The organism is Niabella aurantiaca DSM 17617, from assembly GCF_000374125.1.
Lineage (GTDB): Bacteria > Bacteroidota > Bacteroidia > Chitinophagales > Chitinophagaceae > Niabella > Niabella aurantiaca.
The window spans coordinates 196,063-214,207 of sequence record NZ_KB893637.1 but is presented as its reverse complement, the minus strand read 5'-3'; the positions used below and the strand labels follow the sequence as shown (position 1 = coordinate 214,207).

The window sequence follows — 18,145 nt, the reverse complement described above, 5'->3', positions numbered from 1 at the left end:
GATTACCAGGCGGTCCATCCGCCATCTACCAGGATGTTTTGCCCGGTAACATAAGAAGATGCTTCTGAAACCAGGAACGCTACCGCTCCTGCGATCTCATGTCCTTTTCCCACACGGCCCATGGGCGATTTTTCCGACAGCCGTTTTATAAATTCCGGGTTCTTTTCCTGTACGCCCGGATTGGGGAACGGACCGGGTGAAATACAATTGCAACGCACATTCTGCCGGCCCCAATGTACAGCCAGGTAACGGGTCATCTGGATAATGGCCCCTTTTCCGGCCCCGTACTCTACAGGATTTTTATTCATCCCCAATCCTTCATACACGGCCGGGTAAGGCGCTACATTTCCGTACATGCTCGAGAAGAGCACAATGCTTCCGGCTGCCTGCGCTGCCATATGAGTACCTACTTCCCGCGCCAAAAGAAAGGTGTTGGTAATCGCTGTGTTCACCTTATTGAACTCTGCAGCGGTAAGCGCTTCCATTGCTTTAGCCGTGGAAGCAAAAGAAAGGTCCACCAGACCATGCGGTATCCCCCGCTCAGCTACCCGCTTTTCTACAAAATCCTTAATCGCTGCTTCATCACCCGTATTGATATCCGCCGGGGTAACGCTTGTCTCCAGCCCGCTTCCGGTTACAAACTGCGCAGCACGGCCATTCAGGTCACAACAAAGCACCGTGGCACCTGCTTTGCTCAATAAGGCTACTGTTGGCTGTCCCAGGTAACCGGCACCACCAATTACCCATACATCTTTTCCTTTCAGGCTTAGTATATTTTCCAGTACTTCCATTTTTTCCGATTTATGCTTTTTTTAAAAGAGTCAGGCATTCTTCAACGGAACTGTCTGCATGCACCATACCCATCAGCGCTTTGGTAATACGGTCGGGGAAAGCATGCTGAATGATGTTGCGGCCATATACGATACCAGCAATTCCCTGCCCCAGCAATACTTTTGTACGCTGCAGGATCTCCTCATCACTGGCCTTACCTCCGCCACGTACCAGTACCGGCACTTCACCTGCGATCTCGATCACTTTATGATATTCCTCCAGCTCATCGCAGGGATCCGCCTTGATGATATCAGCACCCAGCTCCACTGCCTGGCGTACCAGCGGTATGATCTTGTTCAGATCCCCGTCTACCATATAACCTCCGGCCTCGCTGTTGGGCCGGAACACCAGGGGCTCCACCATCATGGGCATGGCGTAATGATCCGCAGCCACTTTTAGCTTCAGGATATTATCAATACACTGCGCTGTTACTTCCGGCGCGCCGGGTATGCTGAACAAATTCACGCACATACAGGCAGCATCGGCCCGTACCGCCTGCAACACCGGCTCCTCGATCACTTTACTGAATGCCGTAGCCGGCAATTCTTTACCATATACATTGGCCACATCTGTTCGCAACACAAGGGCCGGCTTATTCTTTCCGGGAATCCGTTGCAGGTAATGCAGTTGTCCTGCGGTAAGCTGTACAGCATCCGGTGCCGCCTGTACTACGGTGGTAACCGCCTGCTGCATCTGCTCGATGCCCTTCAAAAAACCCGGTTCATTAAAAAAACCATGGTCAATGGCCACATCAAAACATTTTCCTGATGCAGGATTCATCAGGCGGTTTAAGCGATATTGTTTCATTTATTTTAAAATTTTAATCCACACAAATAATCTGAACGGGGGGACATTGAGGGAACAACTTTACCCGCCCAATTTCTTAATGATCCACCTCGCCGCAGTAATTATAAAACCACTGAGTATTTAAAGAGCATGAAGAACAACCCTACACAAACCGCTCCTAACTCCTTAATGGTTTACCCGGTATTTCTGACAGGTGCAGAACCACTCAATTCAAAAGATCCTTCATTGGAATTCGGGTAAAATAGATCTTTGTTTTGCCGGTATGCGAAGAATAATAACTAACCCACAATTCTTTATTCTTAATGAGCATACCAGGATAACTGCAATCCCCGCCGCTTTCCAGCAACAGTGTTTTCAGTATATTACCCTTGAGATCGGTAACAAGAATTCCGGTCTTTGCTCCCCCGGGCAGATACAGCCGGGTTCCTACAATCAGTTTTTTCCGGCCGGGAGCAAACATAAAATCAGGCCCGCCCAAACGGTAATCCAGCTTGTGATAGCTGAAGGAAGTAAAAGGCGCTTTCCCCGTAGCCAGTACCCCCAGCTTGTCACCGGTCTCCCTCCGGATCAGGATATACATTTTCCCTTTTTTATCAAACCGGATGGTAGACTCATTGGGAGCCCCATCCACTTCAAGGTCTGTTACCCGGGTAAACGTTTTACCATCGGTTGTTTTTACCAGTGCCGCTGGGCGACCGCTTCCGTAGTCGATCCCATAGCCGGCGCCTTTGTACCAGGTAAGCCGCCAGATCCAGTTGTGGCCGCTGTTTTCGAGCACAGCCTTTTCGGGTGTAGTAAATTTCATATCCTTTCCCATAAAGGCCACATGCGGGTACATCGCCATCAGGCGGGAGGGCTTCTTTGTGACGTCGTACACGGAACCACCCATAAGACAAAGCACCCGCCCGTCGGGCATTACCGATATCTTCTGATCCCTGAGGTCGATGCCCTCTTTCTGAATCAGGGCAAAAGATTCCCAGGTATTGCCGTCCCTGGTACGGATGATCCGGCCCACCCCGTTTGAGCCCGGTACATGCCCGGATCCCTCCCGGAAACTGCAATACACATATCCTTTATATTCCAGCAGGTCTGTAAAAGCGTTATGTTGCGCCCCGTCCCAGATCTCTGTACCTGGTAATGCAGCGGATGGCACAGCAGCCGGAAACTGGGCCGGACAAAACCGGGCCAAAAATAAAAACAGGACAACTGCAAGCAATTTTTTCATTGTATTTGTTTTAAGATCTGATAAATCATTTTTGATCGTCTAAATAATGGTGCGCTCTTAACAACCGGACCCAGCGGTCATATCCTTTCTTGGTAAGGTGCACGCCGTCAAAGCTCAGTTCTTTTATCAGCTGGCCGGTACCGTCATCAAAGAGGGCGTGCAGGTCGATCAGTGTTGCACCCGATTCTGCCGCTATCCGCCGGAGCCCTTCATTCACAAACCGGATATGCGCCTCTTTATTGTAATGAGCAGACAATTTTTTAAAAGAACGGTTGGTAGGCAATACGGTTTGCAGAAAAATTTTTGTCCGCGGAGATCCTTCCCGGATGCGCGCCACGATCCGCCGCTGGTTGCCAACTACAATACTGTCCGGAATACCACGGGCAATGTCATTAATGCCGATCAGTATAAAGATCTTTGCGGGATGTCCTTTCAGTACGGCATCCAGCCGCTCCAGCACCCCATTGGTGATGTCGCCCGGGATCCCCCTGTTTTTGATCCGGGGTTCTCCCAGGGTTTGGTTAAACAGTCCCCAGAAAGTGATACTATTTCCCAGGAACACAATATCCGCCGGATCCGTCTTTTCGGAACTGTACAGATCATTTAACAGCGGATATATTTCAGGACGATAGGTTGTATCCCAGCTTTGCCCCTGGCTATGAGCATGATATCTCAGGAAAAGCAGGCATAGGACGAGTCCGGTTTTTAAATACTTCCGTATGGATGGCATATGTCAAAAGTAGCAGACCCTTGAGGGATTACATAGTATTATCTGATCGACTACCGATACTTTTTTTCACCGGAGAAACGAAACTGGTACTATTTTACTTAAATTTACGATAGAATAATATCAGCCATAATTCTTCAGATATGAAAGCGATTGAACAACGTTTGCCACAAGACTACGACAAATCATTTATTGTCTTCCGCGAAAGCGGCCAGTTTTTCCCCTGCCCCTGGCACTATCACCCTGAATATGAGCTGGTACTGATCACCAGCAGTACCGGGCGTCGCATGGTAGGCGATCACATCGGGTATTTTGATAAAGAGGACCTTGTTTTTATGGGGCCCGGATTGCAGCATGTTTGGCTGAATGATGAAACCTTCGTTAAAGGTGAGGCCCGGGAGCAGGCGGATGGAATCGTGATCCAGTTCGTTGAAAAATTCCTCGGGGAAAAGTTCCTGAACATACCCGAGATGGATCAGTTAAAAAAGATGTTCCAGCTATCGGTCCACGGAATGGTCATCCTGGGAAGAACGAGGGAACGGATCAATGCGATCATGAAAAACATGCCCGAAATGACCGGGTTGGAGCGGCTGTCGGCGCTTTTCAATATTTTTCATCTGATGGCCAATACCAGGGAATATGAATTGCTGGCCAGCCCGGGCTATGTCCAAAAGGGGTCCTGGCATGGATGTGACCGCTCCGCTAAAATAACAGAATACATCATGCGCAATTTCGACAGCGATATCTCCCTCCCCGAAATTGCCGCCCGGTCCAACATGGCGATCACGACCTTCTGCAATTTTTTTAAAGAGAACTACCGGACCACATTTGTGGAATACCTGAATACAGTAAGAGTGGGATACGCCTGCAAACTGATTGCCGAGAAAAATAAAAACGTTGTCGAAATCGCTTATGAATGCGGATTTAAAAACCTCGCCAACTTTAACCGGCAGTTCAAAAAGATCAAAAAGATGACGCCTACCGATTACCGGAGAACCGTAGATGCCACGGCATAGGCATCCGCATGGCCGCCAGGATATAAGGTTGTATAAAAAGCGCTAACAATATCTTCCGATGCTGAAACCATCCCCAAATTTCGGGACAGTAAGACGATGCAGGCTTTTGATACAATCTCATTCTTTTTCCAGAAAATCTGCGCGCCTGCGGCTCCCTGTACCGCAAATCAAACGGGCAAGGCGCCCAACTTCAACAGCTTCATTTAACAACACGGCTGTTAACATATGATTCGGATCCGCCCACTACAAACAGGCACACTATATGGTTTTACTGAAATCAAAAACTAACACATCTGCAGCCTCCCTTGTCCGGCACCGGATGATGATACAATCATTTCTTATCGTTATACTTTTATATCACAAAAAAAAGAGATCTGAGTAAAAGGAACTATCTTCCTCATTCCAGCCCGGCCTTCTTCATCCATTGATGAAAACAATGCCAGGGCCGCCCCTGAAGAAGGCAGGAAGGTACATTGATCAGAACTATCGCATGAACATCGAAACAATATCTTCTGTAAAACACAATAACGAATTGCGCATGAAAACTTTTATTGCTGTACTGGCCTTTGGGGCCGTATTAATTTCGTGTAAAAAAAACGCCAAAGACGATCCTGTAGTTCCGGCGCCTGAACTGAACGCCATGGACAAAACATCGGCAGCTGTGGGCGATGCCGTGAATATCAGCGGAAAAAATTTCAACGGAGACCTGACGGTGTACTTCGATAATACCCAGGCTACCATTGTATCAAAGAATGCCACGCAAGCCCGGGTGATCGTTCCACAGGGGAGCGGCACGGTAAACGTAAGCGCGCAAAACGGCAACGCTTCCCGCTCGAATACCCTTCGTTTCACCTATACCACAGATCCTGCTTTAACACCCGAGATCATTTATTCAAATCTACAATCTGCAGAAGTAGGCGATACCCTTACAATAGCCGGGCAGGGTTTCCATACGGACCTTTCGGTACTGTTTGGCACCGCAGAAGCAACCGTTGTGACCCGGAGTAGTACCCGTATCATTGTTATTGTACCGGTTGGCAACGGCAATGTCAAAATAAAAGTAAAGAACAAGTTTACGGCACCCGCTCCCCCTGTCTTCTCCAATGAAGTGGGATTTTCTTATAAAAGACCGGTCAATGATAACTACAGGTTGCTGACCATCGGCGGTTTATCCTACAATGCAGATACGCTGTCTTATATCAAAATAGGTCCCGGTACCCACTACCTCGCTTTAAAATTCCAGGGAGCGGCAGGTACGAAGCCTATCAGGGCCTTTCTAACCATGGTTGATGTAACCAACCCATTTATCAGTATCAGGTCTGCTGTTGGCCGGGATTCTGTATCCAACAACGAAAGGCCATCAGCAATGGCTGTCCGGAAATCTTCTCCCGGCAACCGGTATATCGCCGGCACCAACTCCGATTTTTTCAATACCACTACCGGATACCCCAGGAACGCAAATATGGTTGACGGAGTATTGGCTTCTGTTGCCGACAACAAAGCAATCAGCGGCGGCAACTATGCAGGTGTGGCTATTTTTGATGCCCAAAACCAGCTACAGATCGATAACCTGACTTACAGCGGTTCGGTAACTTTCGGAAACAAAACGATGTCTATAGATACCCTCAACTACTACAACCACGAAAACGCCGACCATCTCGCTTTTTACAATAGCTACACCGGCAAAACAACCAGCAATCCTACGGCCCCTTTACGGACGGAAGTGGCGATCACCCCGGTAAATGGGAGCATTCATTACACAGGCGAAACCGATATGCGGGTGGTTGCTGTGCACCCGAACAGCAGGGACAATGCCGTTTCTTCTTCCATTTCCATACTGGCGGGCGCATCCGGGGCAGCAGCAGATTTTCTTAACCAGCTGAAACAAGATGACGTGATCAAATTAAAATTCAGTCTGACCGCCCGCAGCGGAAAAAGTATCAACCCATACAATCTCGTCGGAGGCCGGCAGATCATTATGCGCAACAATACGGTAGCCGCCGATTTCTGGAATGGCACCGACAAACACCCCAGGACGGGGATCGGATTTTCGCACAATGGCAGCAGAATTTACCTGTGCGTAATTGACGGACGATCGACGATTGCTGCAGATGTCAAAACCTCCGAAATGGCCCAGATCATGCAGCACTATGGTGCTACCGATGCCCTCAACCTGGACGGAGGCGGCTCGTCAACCATGTACCTGGATAAAATAGGCACCGTAAATAACCCAAGCGATGGCACCGAAAGAAGCGTAGTTGCCGGTGTATTTGCCGTATCCAACGCCCCGGACGATAATCAGATCACAGAGCTGGCAAGTAAAGAGTACCTGCTCCGGCTTGCAAAAGGAGCAACTCACAACTTTGTCTTTTACGGGCTTAATAAATATGGGCAGATCGTGACTAAAAATCCTTCAAACGTTTCGATCATCAGCAATGGACTGGGAACCGTTTCCGGTGCTGCCTTCACTGCCGGACAAACGCCGGCTTCCGGATATATCATTGCCGTTTACCAGGGGATAAAGCTGAAGATCAGAGTGCTGATCCAGTAGAGATCTGCCGACAAAGGATTATGCTGCAGCACGCGAAAGGGCCGGGGATATTTTCGGATCGGGCCAAAAGAAATATGCTGTTTTTTAACCGGGTTGCTGTAGGCTGCGGAGCAGTTGTTCCAATCCGGCTTTAATGACCGGTTCAGCACCCGCCTCCAGTTTGCTGGCACGGCAACGCCAGGTTTCGTAGCCTCCTGCCGCCATTTCATGCGGGGGCGGCACATAGCCAATATTACCGTTTGCCAGGGAGATGGTAAAATAAGGCGTTCCATGCAACCGTTCTTTCAGCCATAAACCGGTCTCTGCAAAAAATTCCCCCGGCAAGGCACCGATCAGTCCTGTACCGATGCGAACCCCCTGGATATAAACGGGGCAATGGTCCGGCTCTTCCGCCAATAGGAGTTGCTCCCGTGCATAGATCAGCGCTACGGTTTCCGGGCCGGAATCGGTGCTCATTGCAGGCTCGCGGTCCTTTAGCCGGTCTTGCGCAGTGGCAAGTGCAGCATCTGTTGGCTTACGCACCGGCAATTCAAGCAACGCCGTCTTTACGGAAAGGGTTGCTGTCGCATCCCATTGCAGTTGCGGCAAACACTCAATAATGCGCGCCGCCAGCGAGCTTCCGATCAGTTTACTCTTTTCAAATGCCCCTTCGGGATAACGGCCCGGGTTCAAAAAATCCCAGATATTCACATTGCCGCTGGTACCGTTCGACATAAGTGCGACAAAGCCCGGATCTGCGCCCAGCATTTCTTTCAGCGACCGGGCAAAATATCCGAAATAATCGGCAGAGATCACCGTTCTTGGAAAATCACCTACATAATGCAGTGAATAGTTCGCCAGCACTGCCAGCCATGTTCCCTCCAGGGAACGAAGCGCCATAAAAGCCAGCTCCGGATCGGTTCTACCCGTGCGCTTCATGATCTGCTCTTCGCGTCCGAAAGGATTCGTTACTACGGCATCGATACCTTCTCCCAGGGGATCAGGGAACTGGAAGCCTTTTTTCATTTGATAACGCCTGCAAACCACGTGCTCGGGAACTACTGCCGATCCATAGGCCACTTCACAGAAAGTCATTCGCTCACAGGCTGCGATCACTACATTTACGAGTGCATCGGCCAGGAAATTGCTATAAGCGGTATCTACCTCCGATAAAAAAATACCCGTAACAGATCCGCCGGAATGAATATGCGTTGCGGCAATCAACTGATGCTGCGCGGGTACGCCGGTTGCCGTTTCAATTTTTTGCTTTACGGGATGCAGGAATTCATAGGTAAGCGAACAGGTGTCCACCATGACCAATGCAAAGCGCGTATCACCGGACTGCAATACCATTGCCTTGGCATAAAGAGGATCCTTAACCGCCTGCGCATGGTGCGGGAAAAAGTCTCCGTTAATTATGGAGCCAACCGGCGGAGTGATCTCCGTTATTGCAGTACCAGCCGATAGCATCTTTTCGTTCATCATTTAATTTAAACACCTAGTTTATAAAACCAATTAGTGAAGCTTTCACGATGCTCCTGAAAAACGTTTTATTACAGGTACTATTTTTCTACGCAATCATAATACAATATTACAGCAACAGTTGCACACAGACCACTTTTTATAATTTTACAGCAGGCACTGTCTTGCCTATTCAATAGCGACTAAGATAATCGAATTTAAGTGGCGATTCAAAAAAATTATTACACCTTTTTATGGCAGCATCTTTTAATAAAACAATCCTGAAATCCCCTTTGGAGGCTACCGCAATAAAACCGGTCCCGCATACCGCCATTGGATGGGGGGCCATCCGGCAGCTACCCGCTTTTTTAGAACAATTAGGAGGCAATACGGTCCTGATCATTGCTGATCCGGTACTGGTTTCTCTCAACATCATTCAGCCCGTACTGGACATCCTGGACCAACAGCAGGTGGCCTATAGCATTTACAGCGATCTCATTCCCGAGCCCACCGTGGAGACGGGGCAAAACGCGATCGACTTTGGCAGAAGCGGCAACTTTGACCTGGTGATCGGATTTGGCGGCGGCAGTGCCCTGGACATGGCCAAGCTGGTAGCGGTCTTCGTTCATAATCCCGGGCCGGTAAACGCCTACCTCAACCTGACCGGTACAAAAAAAATTGAGCAAAGAGGAATCCCCAAAATCTTGATCCCTACCACATCCGGCACAGGCACGGAAGTAACCAATATCTCCGTGCTGGCGCTGGAGCGTACAAAAGATGTGGTGGTACACGATTACCTGCTCGCAGAAGCAGCGATCGTAGATCCGGTCTTTACCCTGTCGGTTCCACCCAGGGTTACAGCAGCGACCGGTGCCGATGCATTAACCCACGCCATAGAAGCCTTCCTTTCTGTAAATGCCACCTACTATTCAGACGGGTTGGCGCTGCACGCGATCCGTCTGATCGGCAGTTCGCTGCACCAGGCAGTAACAGACGGCAATGACCGGGACGCGCGTGCGGCGATGACGTACGGCAGTTACCTTGCCGGTATGGCATTTTTTAACGCCGGCGTTGGAGCCATCCATGCCCTGGCTTATCCGCTTGGCGGACAATTTCACCTGGCCCACGGCGAGTCCAATGCCGTATTGATCCCCTATGTGCTGGGATATATTTTACCCACCTGCACAGAGCGGCTTTCTGTAATTTACCAGGCGCTGGGATTCCCGGCAGAAGGTATGGACACGCAGGAAGCTGCCCGAAAATGTATTGATGTACTGGCCGGTTTGACAAAAGATATTGGGATCCCCGAAACCCTGGGAGGCTATCAGCTTCCAGAATCTGCTGCGGCAGCGCTTGCGGCAGACGGTATTCTTCAAAAGCGCCTGCTGGCCCGGTGCCCGATGGAGCTCTCTGAACAACAGATCCATGAGATCTATACCCGGGCATTTACCGGCATTTACCTTCCCTGATCGTCCGAAGCTCCGGAGGGTATAACCGGCATTCCGGCAGCCATCCAGCACAGACCTCCTGACTGTGCCGGCCCCTCATACCCTTCTGTTTTGAATCGGATCTCCGCTCCGGGTGCCGGCCCCATCTGCCTGCCCCGGCTCTCATTCTTTCCCCGCCGAACATTGATTCCCTATGAACAAAATGCAGTAAATTTGCCGCCTTATGGAATTAACAAAGAATTTTGAGCCAGCAGCAATTGAGGCCCGGTGGACCGGGCATTGGAAGGAAAAAGGGTATTTTAACAGCACTCCGGATGAACGCCCGGCCTATACCGTGGTCATTCCCCCTCCCAATGTTACCGGTGTATTGCATATGGGACACACCCTCAATGAAACCGTGCAGGACATCCTGGTGCGCCGCGCCCGTATGAGCGGCTATAACGCCTGTTGGGTACCCGGCAGCGACCACGCGTCCATTGCCACGGAGGCCAAAGTAGTGCAGATGCTGAAAGAGGAAAAAGGCATTGATAAAAACAGCCTTAGCCGCGAAGAATTCCTGAAATATGCCTTTGAATGGAAAGAAAAATATGGCGGCATCATCTACAACCAGATCGAGCGCCTGGGCTGCAGCGTTGACTGGAACCGGGTGAACTTTACTATGGATGCCCATTACTACAAGGCCGTCATAAAGGTATTTGCAGATCTGTATCAGAAAGGACTGATCTACCGCGGGGCCCGTATGATCAACTGGGATCCGGCCGCAAAAACTGCCCTCAGCGACGAGGAAGTGGAATACCGCGAGGTACAAAGCAAACTATACTATGTACAATACCAATTGGAGGGAGGCAATATGCTTCAGGAGCCATTCCTGAAGATCTGGACGGCGAAAGAATTACTGGCCAAAGCAAAGACGGTCATTCGCGGTTTAATAAAGAAAATAAATACTACACCTGTAGATACCGCGGCCGACAAAACGGTTATTGGCAGCGTAACACCGGAAGGAGCTGCTTTTCTGTCGGAACTGACCGGTATCGATATTACCGAAAACTATGTGCACGCTGTAGACAGAAGCAGTTTTAACCATATACTGAATAATCATGGCAACATTGCAATAGAAGAAAAACGGGGACAGATTGCTCTTACAGAGCAGGACTTTGAACTGATCGTTGACATTCTCAATCAGCCGGACGAGATCATAGCATCAGGTCCTAACAAACAACAAAAAGAAACGATCACATATTGCAAAACATTTGAGGACGGTACCATTATTTATTTAGAGGAAATAAGAACCGGCAGGAAGGAACTGATGCTGCAAACCATGCGCAAAATGAAAGGGAAGACTGGTTTAGAATCTTCCCTCACAAGCGGGCGAGTTGTGCCTTCCATTGCCCCGGAAACTACCGGGATGGAATCCTTCTCTCACACGTCCGAAACGACTCCCGCTGATACAAAGATACCAAAAATTATCGATTTTGGCATTTTGAGCACACCCGCCGATTCCAGCGCTGATAATCAATTTATTACTATCGCCACCACTCGTCCGGAAACGATCCTGGGCGACACTGCCATTTGCGTAAATCCCAACGACGGGCGCTACCAGCACCTGAAAGGCGCCTATGCTTTTGTGCCGCTGATCAATCGCCGCATCCCCATTATTTTTGATGAATACGTGGATATGGAATTTGGTACCGGCGCCTTAAAGATCACCCCGGCGCATGATATCAACGATTATAACCTGGGACTGAAGCATAATCTGGAAGTCATTGATACCCTAAATGAAGACGGCACCCTGAGTGAAGCCGCACAACTATACGTGGGCGAAGATCGCTTTGACGTGCGGAAAAAGATCGTAGTAGAACTGGAAAAAGCAGGTAACCTTGTAAAAACAGAAGATATTATAAACAAGAACGGGTTTTCCCAGCGCAGCAATGCAGTGGTAGAGCCCCGGATCTCCACCCAGTGGTTTGTAAAAATGAAAGAGCTGGCAGAGCCGGCATTAAAAGCAGTGCTGGATGGAGACATAAAAATACATCCCGGCGACCGCTTCCTGGCCACCTACAAATACTGGCTTGAGAATGTGAAGGACTGGTGCATCAGCCGCCAGCTGTGGTGGGGCCAGCAGATACCGGCCTGGTATGCGCCCGATGGAACCTTCGTGGTAGCAGAGAGCAAAGAAGCGGCATTTAGTCAATGGGCAAAAGTGAATCGTGAATCCGCGAATGGCATTGACCATTCACCATTCACCATTGACGATCTTAAACAGGACAGCGACGTTCTGGACACCTGGTTCTCTTCCTGGCTCTGGCCCAGTGAAGTATTTCATGGCATTACCCATCCCGGCAACGCCGATATCAGGTATTACTATCCTACTTCAGTGCTCGTAACCGGACAGGATATCATCTTCTTTTGGGTGGCACGTATGGTAATGGCCGGACTGGAGTATGAAAAGCAGATACCGTTTAAAGACGTCTATTTTACCGGTATGGTGCGCGACAAACTGGGGCGCAAAATGAGCAAGCAACTGGGCAATTCGCCAGACCTGCTGAAGCTGATTGACACCTACGGTGCCGATGCCGTGCGTTTTGGCATCATGATCTCCGCGCCGGCGGGTAACGACCTGTTGTTTGATGAAAGTTCACTGGAACAGGGACGTAACTTCAATAATAAGATCTGGAACGCGCTGAAGTTGGTGCGCATGTGGGAAAGCAACCCCAACGGCGTTGTTTTAGATGACAGGGACGGACCAGATTTTGCGGCTGCCTGGATACACAATCGTATTGAGCAGGCCAAAGCGGAAATGGAAAATCTTTTCAGCGAGTTCCGCCTCAGCGAAGGATTGAAAACATTGTATTCCCTTATTTGGGACGACTTCTGTTCCTGGTACCTGGAATGGCAGAAGCCCGCACAGGGCGAACCTACCAGCAGCACAAAGCTGCAGGTCACCATTCAGTGCTTTGAAGAACTATTGCAATTGTTGCACCCTTATATGCCATTTATCACAGAAGAGATCTATCACCTGCTGCGCGAGCAAAGTGATGATCTTTCCGTAAAACAGTATGCCCCCACTCAGGCAACAGACAACAATATACTGGCACAGGGCGAGCTGCTGAAGCAGACCATCACAGCCATCCGCGATGCGCGTGTGAAGAACAATATTAAAAGTAAGGAGCCTGTAAAACTGTTTGTGCAGACTGCGCAACAGGACAGCTATACCAGTCTGGCATCAATCCTGGAACGCCAGGCCAATGTAGAAGCCCTTGCTATTACCACCGAAACCGTTGACAAATGCATCAACGTATTGGTAGGTAAGGACAAGCTGTTCATCCTGCCGTCCACAGAACTGGATACCAGCATCCAAAAAGAGCAACTGGAAAAAGACCTCGTATACCTGAAGGGCTTCCTGGCATCGGTAGAAAAGAAGCTCAGCAATGAGCGTTTTGTACAAAATGCAAAACCGGAAGTGGTGGATATAGAACGCCGTAAAAAAGCAGACGCGGAGGAAAAGATAAAATCCCTGCAGGAAAGCCTGGCACAGCTGTAATCAGTTATTCCTTTTATAAAAAAGCATCGGTCACTGGCCGGTGCTTTTTTAGCAATACAACCGGTATTCCCTAACTTTATAACAGAAGAAAGATGAAAAACAAACCGGCATATGGCCTGCTGCTGCTGCTGATCGGTGCCGCGCTGAACGGCTGCAGCGCTGCCCCTGCAAAGGAAAAGCGTGCAGGTATCACCAGCGTGCATGCCGATAGCACCACGGTTCAGACACCATCATTAATTCCCGATACGATCAGCAGCAAAACCGTATTCACAGACACCATCCCGGCTAACCGGCAGGAGCAATTGAAACCCATACGGGAAAATTTCCGCAGGATCAATGCCATCACCACCTGGACTGCTGTTGTAAAAAAAGATCTTTGGGAAAGCACTGAAGACGGTGCAGCTACATTTTACAATTTGAACGGGCAGCTGGAAAAGATCATTGTCCGCCGGTTTCGAGAAATGTATTAGCAGCTAACGCAATACTATCTGCTAAATGCACAACCCTCGTTCGTGCTGGAGCGTACTTATCACTATAACAGGCCAATGTACTACGATTCAACAGCCATGAAAGAAAATGAGGATATGGTGGCCTTTGATATTAAAAAATCTAAAATAACACATGTTCGCTGCTATCTTAAGAACAACCGGCTGATCCACGTAAGCAACAGCGATGCAACATCATTTCCACCGGACGACCTGCCCCGGGAAAGAGGAGGAATTAAAGACCAGTTTTGAAAAACACATCCGCCTTGCGGCAACAAATCAGCACCGGTTAATTTCCCTTCGCAATCAACAACTTATATCAACCGCTCCAATACGGGTATAATAATTGCAGATAGAAATAATGATTACCTCCGTAATACAAATCCTCTATCCATGAATACATTCCGTTTTTTATTTGTTATACTATTTATTGCAGGGGCTTTCCTGTCTGCAGGGGCACAATGGAAAGGCTTCAGCCTTGGTCCTTATGGGGAATATGCCATTCCCCAGGGCGAATTTGGCGAAAATTTTAACTGGGGTGCAGGCGTGGGCGGAACAGCCGATATCCGGCTGATCAAAAAGCTGGCTCTTACGGGATCTGTAGGTTATATGTATTTCCGGGGAGCAGACCGTACCGATGATGCAGGAAACCCATACCGCGTGTATGACCTGAAAGCCGTTCCCATCCGCGTAGGATTGAAATACCGTTTAATACCCCTCTTATATGTAAAACTGGAAGCCGGCAGCGCTAATTACAGCGGCAACCATTATGATGGTTCGGCCTTTATCCTCTCGCCCGGCGTAGGCTTGCGCATATTGGGATTTGATCTGCAGGCCAAGTACGAAGCCTGGATGAAAGATGGTACAAAAGGGTTTGTAGGATTCAAGGCGGGGTGGAATTTTTAGACTTGCCTTGTAAAGTGCATAAGGAAACCGGTGTTGAACATATTCGCTGCGCATATCTGATAAGCCCGACCAGGGGATACCGGCCGGGCTTAAAAAACCACAGAAGAAAGCATCACCTTCCCTCTGTTACCATTTGCACATTCTTTAATGACCGGCAGCCCCGTTCAATTTGCAGGTAAAATTCGCCTGGCCGCTGGGAGAAATAACAATATGCCAGTCATCTGTTGGGCCCGCCATGGTACCGCAGGTTGCCCCAGGGAAATCTTTAGAATTAAAGACAACAGCCTTCCCGGTATTGTTTTCTACACCCGAAAACTGACAACTGACAATTCCGTTGCCACTACTTGTAGCCACAAAATTTCCGTTATCGGTTGTGCCCGAATAACCATTAATACTAAACCAACAGCCTCCATCCTGAATCACAACCGCACTGTTGTTCGCAGCTTTCCAACTGGCCAACAGGCCTACAACAGCAAATGCTGCTGCAAAAAGAATGCTTACTTTTTTCATTTTTGAAGATTTAAAGTGAAGAATACGAATTAAATATTTGGGTACACAAAGCATCGAAACATATAAAAATGAAGATAATATGTAAACATACCGGTTTCCAAATTTCAGACATCGCCAATTCCGGCGATACAATTAACGTGTTCCATTGGTGCAATCAGCGCCTTTCTTACGAATGTTTTTATTGATATCCCTTTCTTCATCCGGAAGCGCATTTTCCAGCCACCCGGATGAAAAAATGTAAAAATTCAGTAGATTTGATCCTATATTTCTGAAAAATGCCCCGAACAGTTAACATCATCGTTACCAACAACACTACCGGCGATCATTATATCGGAAGGTCGTACCCCGACAGCGACTATGACAATAATGGGAAAACGGAGTATTATAAGATCCCGGTCTATTATGTACATCTTGAAGGAATGGACAGCTGTAATAAAAAAGTAACGCTGAAGTGGAAAGCCCTGCGCTTTATGCCCTATTGGAATGATCCCAAACAGCCGGACAAGCGCTACCGCCACAGAGGCTGGGTCAATTCCGGCAAACATAAGGTAAGCAAGAAAAAAGTTACGTATTACAACCCGAATTACAAGATACACAATACCTATTCTCCCTACGACGGCGCCATCCAGATCGAAGATTCCTTCCTCGTGCATGCTGGCCCTGCTTCACTTTCGGAATATGGCTGGGGCGCAGCCGGCTGCGTAGAGATCATTGGTGGGTTCGACAAATTCAAATCCGATATACAGACCCTTTCTGGGGTCTCTTCAAAAACATCCGACGAAGCGATACAAGCCCTTGTAAAAGCCGGTCAGTTATACATTCAGGTAGACTATGCCGCTCCCCCGGATATTAAATCAGCATTCTATGGCGAATATTAGAAGCTATATATTAACGGTTCTGCTGCTTGCAGCCATTTCCCGGCTATACGCCTGTGCCGGTCAGACTGAAGGCAAAGAGCACCCCGCTCACCCGGTAATTCAGGAAGATACCGCACAGATCCGGATTGGCCAGGTGCAGCAGTACAACGCCGTCAGCTTTAAAAACAACGCCCTGACCCATTGTGCCACTAAGGAGCAGAACTGTAGATCGGACATTAGCTTTATGACCGATGCGCTCAAATTGATTGACCCGGCCTATACGAGCACACAGCTGGAAGCCACCATTTACCAGGGCACTGCCATACGCAACAGTACCGGCCGCGATTCTTTAAGGACCACCTGGTACCTCATTAAAACAGGGAACACGGAAACACTGCAGCAACTGATCACCCGCATGGATACAGCCGGGCAGGGCTATGTATTGAAAATGGCAAAAACAGAAGCGCCGATTGCCTGCTACTTTACAACCATTCCCGGGAACGTATTGTTGATCACGCATATCGGTGTTCCTGAATTTCAAAAACTGAAAAACAAACCGCTGGTAGCCGCAGTAAAAGAGCAGATCGGTAGCAAGTAGTTTTTCGCCACATAGGCGCGAAGACACCAGGAAACACTAAGGATTTTATATTTACCACTGAACCACTGACGCTGAAGACGGCCAAGATTTTTACATCACTTTGTGTGCCTTCGAGTCTTTGAGCCTTCGTGGCGCTACGCCCTTATTTATCCAGACTAAACAAACTATCCACAAACTCATGTCTATCAAATACAAGCAGGTCTTCCATCTTTTCGCCCACGCCAATGAATTTTACCGGTATTTTAAATTGATCGGCAATCGCCAGTACCACTCCTCCTTTTGCCGTACCATCCAGTTTGGTAATGGCCAGTGCCGTTACATCGGTAGCGGCCGTAAAATGTTTGGCCTGTTCCAGCGCGTTCTGCCCGGTGGACCCATCCAGCACCAGCAACACCTCCTGCGGGGCCGAGGGTATAAACTTCTGGATCACCCGCTTGATCTTGTTCAGCTCATCCATCAGATGCGCCTTGTTGTGCAGCCGGCCGGCAGTATCAATGATCACCACATCACTGCCCCTGCTTACGGCGCTTTGGGCCGTATCAAAAGCCACCGCCGCCGGGTCGCTGCCCATTCCCTGCTTTACGATCGGCACTCCTACCCGTTCGCTCCAGATGGTCAGCTGGTCTACCGCGGCGGCACGGAAGGTATCTGCGGCTCCCAGCAGGACATTTTTACCCGCCTTTTTAAAATTATAGGCCAGTTTGCCGATGGTCGTCGTTTTCCCCACGCCATTTACCCCCACTACCAAAATGATATAAGGTTTGGCAGGCAGCTCACTTTCGAAGGTATAATGCGCGCCTGAAAGAGCATCCACCAGCACCCCCTCGATCTCCTCCTGCAGGATCCGGTTCAGCTCACCGGTACCCATGTATTTATCTTTCGCTACCCGCTGCTCAACCCGGTCAATGATCCGTACAGTCGTTTCAATGCCTACGTCCGCCCCAACCAATGCTTCTTCCAGGCTATCCAGCACCTCTTCATCTACGGTGCTTTTTCCGGCGATAGCCTTACCGATCTTTGAAAGAAAGCCCTCCTTGGTTTTCTGTAACCCCTGATCCAGCGATTCCTTTTCTTTCTTTCCAAATAATTTTCCAAAAAAACTCATGATTGAAACGTTTATCGTTCGAGGTTTATCGTTTGAAGTTATTTCTCCCGCAAAGATGCAACATCAAACATAAAACGTCAAACATCAAACAAAAAACA

General features: G+C 48.9%; 16 protein-coding genes. 9 read left to right on the top strand and 7 right to left on the bottom strand.

Annotation, left to right across the window (positions count from 1 at the left end; translation table 11 throughout):
* Nucleotides 1–2: 2 nt before the first annotated feature.
* The 4 genes from B160_RS0114625 to B160_RS0114610 all read right to left on the bottom strand — a co-directional run bounded on the left by B160_RS0114625 (nucleotide 3) and on the right by B160_RS0114610 (nucleotide 3,593).
* Complete coding sequence (locus B160_RS0114625; RefSeq protein ID WP_018628676.1) at nucleotides 3–791, bottom strand: SDR family oxidoreductase; 789 nt, start codon at nucleotides 789–791, stop codon at nucleotides 3–5.
* A gap of 10 nt (nucleotides 792–801) precedes the next feature.
* Nucleotides 802–1,638 carry a class I fructose-bisphosphate aldolase gene (locus tag B160_RS0114620; protein WP_018628675.1) on the bottom strand — a complete coding sequence of 279 codons (837 nt, stop codon included), beginning with the start codon at nucleotides 1,636–1,638 and terminating at the stop codon, nucleotides 802–804.
* Between the two features lie 205 nt (nucleotides 1,639–1,843).
* Entirely contained in the window at nucleotides 1,844–2,863 is a 1,020-nt protein-coding gene (locus B160_RS0114615; RefSeq protein WP_018628674.1) for a hypothetical protein, read from the bottom strand.
* A 25-nt stretch (nucleotides 2,864–2,888) separates the two neighbouring features.
* Nucleotides 2,889–3,593, bottom strand: coding sequence for a GDSL-type esterase/lipase family protein (locus tag B160_RS0114610; protein ID WP_018628673.1), 705 nt, complete (start codon nucleotides 3,591–3,593; stop codon nucleotides 2,889–2,891).
* Between the two features lie 140 nt (nucleotides 3,594–3,733).
* Between B160_RS0114610 and B160_RS0114605 the strand changes: the two genes are divergently transcribed.
* Complete coding sequence (locus B160_RS0114605; RefSeq protein ID WP_040679906.1) at nucleotides 3,734–4,606, top strand: AraC family transcriptional regulator; 873 nt, start codon at nucleotides 3,734–3,736, stop codon at nucleotides 4,604–4,606.
* Nucleotides 4,607–5,144: 538 nt separating this feature from the next.
* Complete coding sequence (locus B160_RS0114595) at nucleotides 5,145–7,157, top strand: phosphodiester glycosidase family protein (RefSeq protein ID WP_169540070.1); 2,013 nt, start codon at nucleotides 5,145–5,147, stop codon at nucleotides 7,155–7,157.
* Nucleotides 7,158–7,241: 84 nt separating this feature from the next.
* On the opposite strand, the gene B160_RS0114590 is transcribed toward B160_RS0114595, so the two are convergent.
* The gene (locus B160_RS0114590; protein ID WP_026309780.1) at nucleotides 7,242–8,621 is read right to left on the bottom strand and encodes a hypothetical protein; all 1,380 of its coding nucleotides are present in this window, start codon (nucleotides 8,619–8,621) and stop codon (nucleotides 7,242–7,244) included.
* 230 nt (nucleotides 8,622–8,851) lie between these two features.
* Here B160_RS0114590 and B160_RS0114585 point away from each other — a divergent pair, with 230 nt between their 5' ends.
* From B160_RS0114585 to B160_RS0114565, 5 genes are all read left to right on the top strand, one after another.
* Nucleotides 8,852–10,066 (top strand): iron-containing alcohol dehydrogenase, encoded by a 1,215-nt coding sequence (locus B160_RS0114585; protein ID WP_018628668.1) that lies wholly within the window; start codon nucleotides 8,852–8,854, stop codon nucleotides 10,064–10,066.
* Nucleotides 10,067–10,268: 202 nt separating this feature from the next.
* Complete coding sequence (locus B160_RS30695) at nucleotides 10,269–13,586, top strand: valine--tRNA ligase (protein ID WP_018628667.1); 3,318 nt, start codon at nucleotides 10,269–10,271, stop codon at nucleotides 13,584–13,586.
* Nucleotides 13,587–13,678: 92 nt separating this feature from the next.
* Nucleotides 13,679–14,056, top strand: coding sequence for a hypothetical protein (locus B160_RS29205; protein ID WP_018628666.1), 378 nt, complete (start codon nucleotides 13,679–13,681; stop codon nucleotides 14,054–14,056).
* Nucleotides 14,057–14,131: 75 nt separating this feature from the next.
* Entirely contained in the window at nucleotides 14,132–14,323 is a 192-nt protein-coding gene (locus B160_RS30690; RefSeq protein ID WP_018628665.1) for a hypothetical protein, read from the top strand.
* Nucleotides 14,324–14,464: 141 nt separating this feature from the next.
* The gene (locus tag B160_RS0114565; protein ID WP_018628664.1) at nucleotides 14,465–14,977 is read left to right on the top strand and encodes an outer membrane beta-barrel protein; all 513 of its coding nucleotides are present in this window, start codon (nucleotides 14,465–14,467) and stop codon (nucleotides 14,975–14,977) included.
* A gap of 144 nt (nucleotides 14,978–15,121) precedes the next feature.
* Here the strand turns inward: B160_RS0114565 and B160_RS0114560 are convergent, their stop codons facing one another.
* Nucleotides 15,122–15,487 carry a hypothetical protein gene (locus tag B160_RS0114560; RefSeq protein WP_018628663.1) on the bottom strand — a complete coding sequence of 122 codons (366 nt, stop codon included), beginning with the start codon at nucleotides 15,485–15,487 and terminating at the stop codon, nucleotides 15,122–15,124.
* Nucleotides 15,488–15,762: 275 nt separating this feature from the next.
* Here B160_RS0114560 and B160_RS0114555 point away from each other — a divergent pair, with 275 nt between their 5' ends.
* The gene (locus B160_RS0114555) at nucleotides 15,763–16,365 is read left to right on the top strand and encodes a hypothetical protein (RefSeq protein WP_018628662.1); all 603 of its coding nucleotides are present in this window, start codon (nucleotides 15,763–15,765) and stop codon (nucleotides 16,363–16,365) included.
* Nucleotides 16,352–16,942: a hypothetical protein gene (locus B160_RS31695; RefSeq protein WP_018628661.1), complete on the top strand. Its 591-nt coding sequence runs from the start codon at nucleotides 16,352–16,354 to the stop codon at nucleotides 16,940–16,942. The genes B160_RS0114555 and B160_RS31695 overlap by 14 nt, the downstream gene beginning before the upstream one ends.
* A gap of 142 nt (nucleotides 16,943–17,084) precedes the next feature.
* Here the strand turns inward: B160_RS31695 and ftsY are convergent, their stop codons facing one another.
* On the bottom strand, nucleotides 17,085–18,047 hold the full coding sequence (ftsY, locus tag B160_RS0114545; protein WP_018628660.1) for a signal recognition particle-docking protein FtsY: 963 nt from the start codon (nucleotides 18,045–18,047) through the stop codon (nucleotides 17,085–17,087).
* Between the last annotated feature and the right edge of the window lie 98 nt (nucleotides 18,048–18,145).

Excerpts from the sequence above, each read along its gene's own strand:
- B160_RS0114595 (WP_169540070.1), top strand. The coding sequence starts at position 5,145 with ATGAAAACTTTTATTGCTGTACTGGCCTTTGGGGCCGTATTAATTTCG.
- B160_RS0114565 (WP_018628664.1), top strand. The coding sequence starts at position 14,465 with ATGAATACATTCCGTTTTTTATTTGTTATACTATTTATTGCAGGGGCT.
- B160_RS0114555 (WP_018628662.1), top strand. The coding sequence starts at position 15,763 with ATGCCCCGAACAGTTAACATCATCGTTACCAACAACACTACCGGCGAT.
- B160_RS0114610 (WP_018628673.1), bottom strand. The coding sequence starts at position 3,593 with ATGCCATCCATACGGAAGTATTTAAAAACCGGACTCGTCCTATGCCTG.
- B160_RS0114585 (WP_018628668.1), top strand. The coding sequence starts at position 8,852 with ATGGCAGCATCTTTTAATAAAACAATCCTGAAATCCCCTTTGGAGGCT.
- B160_RS0114620 (WP_018628675.1), bottom strand. The coding sequence starts at position 1,638 with ATGAAACAATATCGCTTAAACCGCCTGATGAATCCTGCATCAGGAAAA.
- B160_RS0114590 (WP_026309780.1), bottom strand. The coding sequence starts at position 8,621 with ATGATGAACGAAAAGATGCTATCGGCTGGTACTGCAATAACGGAGATC.
- B160_RS29205 (WP_018628666.1), top strand. The coding sequence starts at position 13,679 with ATGAAAAACAAACCGGCATATGGCCTGCTGCTGCTGCTGATCGGTGCC.
- B160_RS30695 (WP_018628667.1), top strand. The coding sequence starts at position 10,269 with ATGGAATTAACAAAGAATTTTGAGCCAGCAGCAATTGAGGCCCGGTGG.
- ftsY (WP_018628660.1), bottom strand. The coding sequence starts at position 18,047 with ATGAGTTTTTTTGGAAAATTATTTGGAAAGAAAGAAAAGGAATCGCTG.
- B160_RS0114605 (WP_040679906.1), top strand. The coding sequence starts at position 3,734 with ATGAAAGCGATTGAACAACGTTTGCCACAAGACTACGACAAATCATTT.
- B160_RS30690 (WP_018628665.1), top strand. The coding sequence starts at position 14,132 with ATGTACTACGATTCAACAGCCATGAAAGAAAATGAGGATATGGTGGCC.
- B160_RS0114560 (WP_018628663.1), bottom strand. The coding sequence starts at position 15,487 with ATGAAAAAAGTAAGCATTCTTTTTGCAGCAGCATTTGCTGTTGTAGGC.
- B160_RS0114615 (WP_018628674.1), bottom strand. The coding sequence starts at position 2,863 with ATGAAAAAATTGCTTGCAGTTGTCCTGTTTTTATTTTTGGCCCGGTTT.
- B160_RS31695 (WP_018628661.1), top strand. The coding sequence starts at position 16,352 with ATGGCGAATATTAGAAGCTATATATTAACGGTTCTGCTGCTTGCAGCC.
- B160_RS0114625 (WP_018628676.1), bottom strand. The coding sequence starts at position 791 with ATGGAAGTACTGGAAAATATACTAAGCCTGAAAGGAAAAGATGTATGG.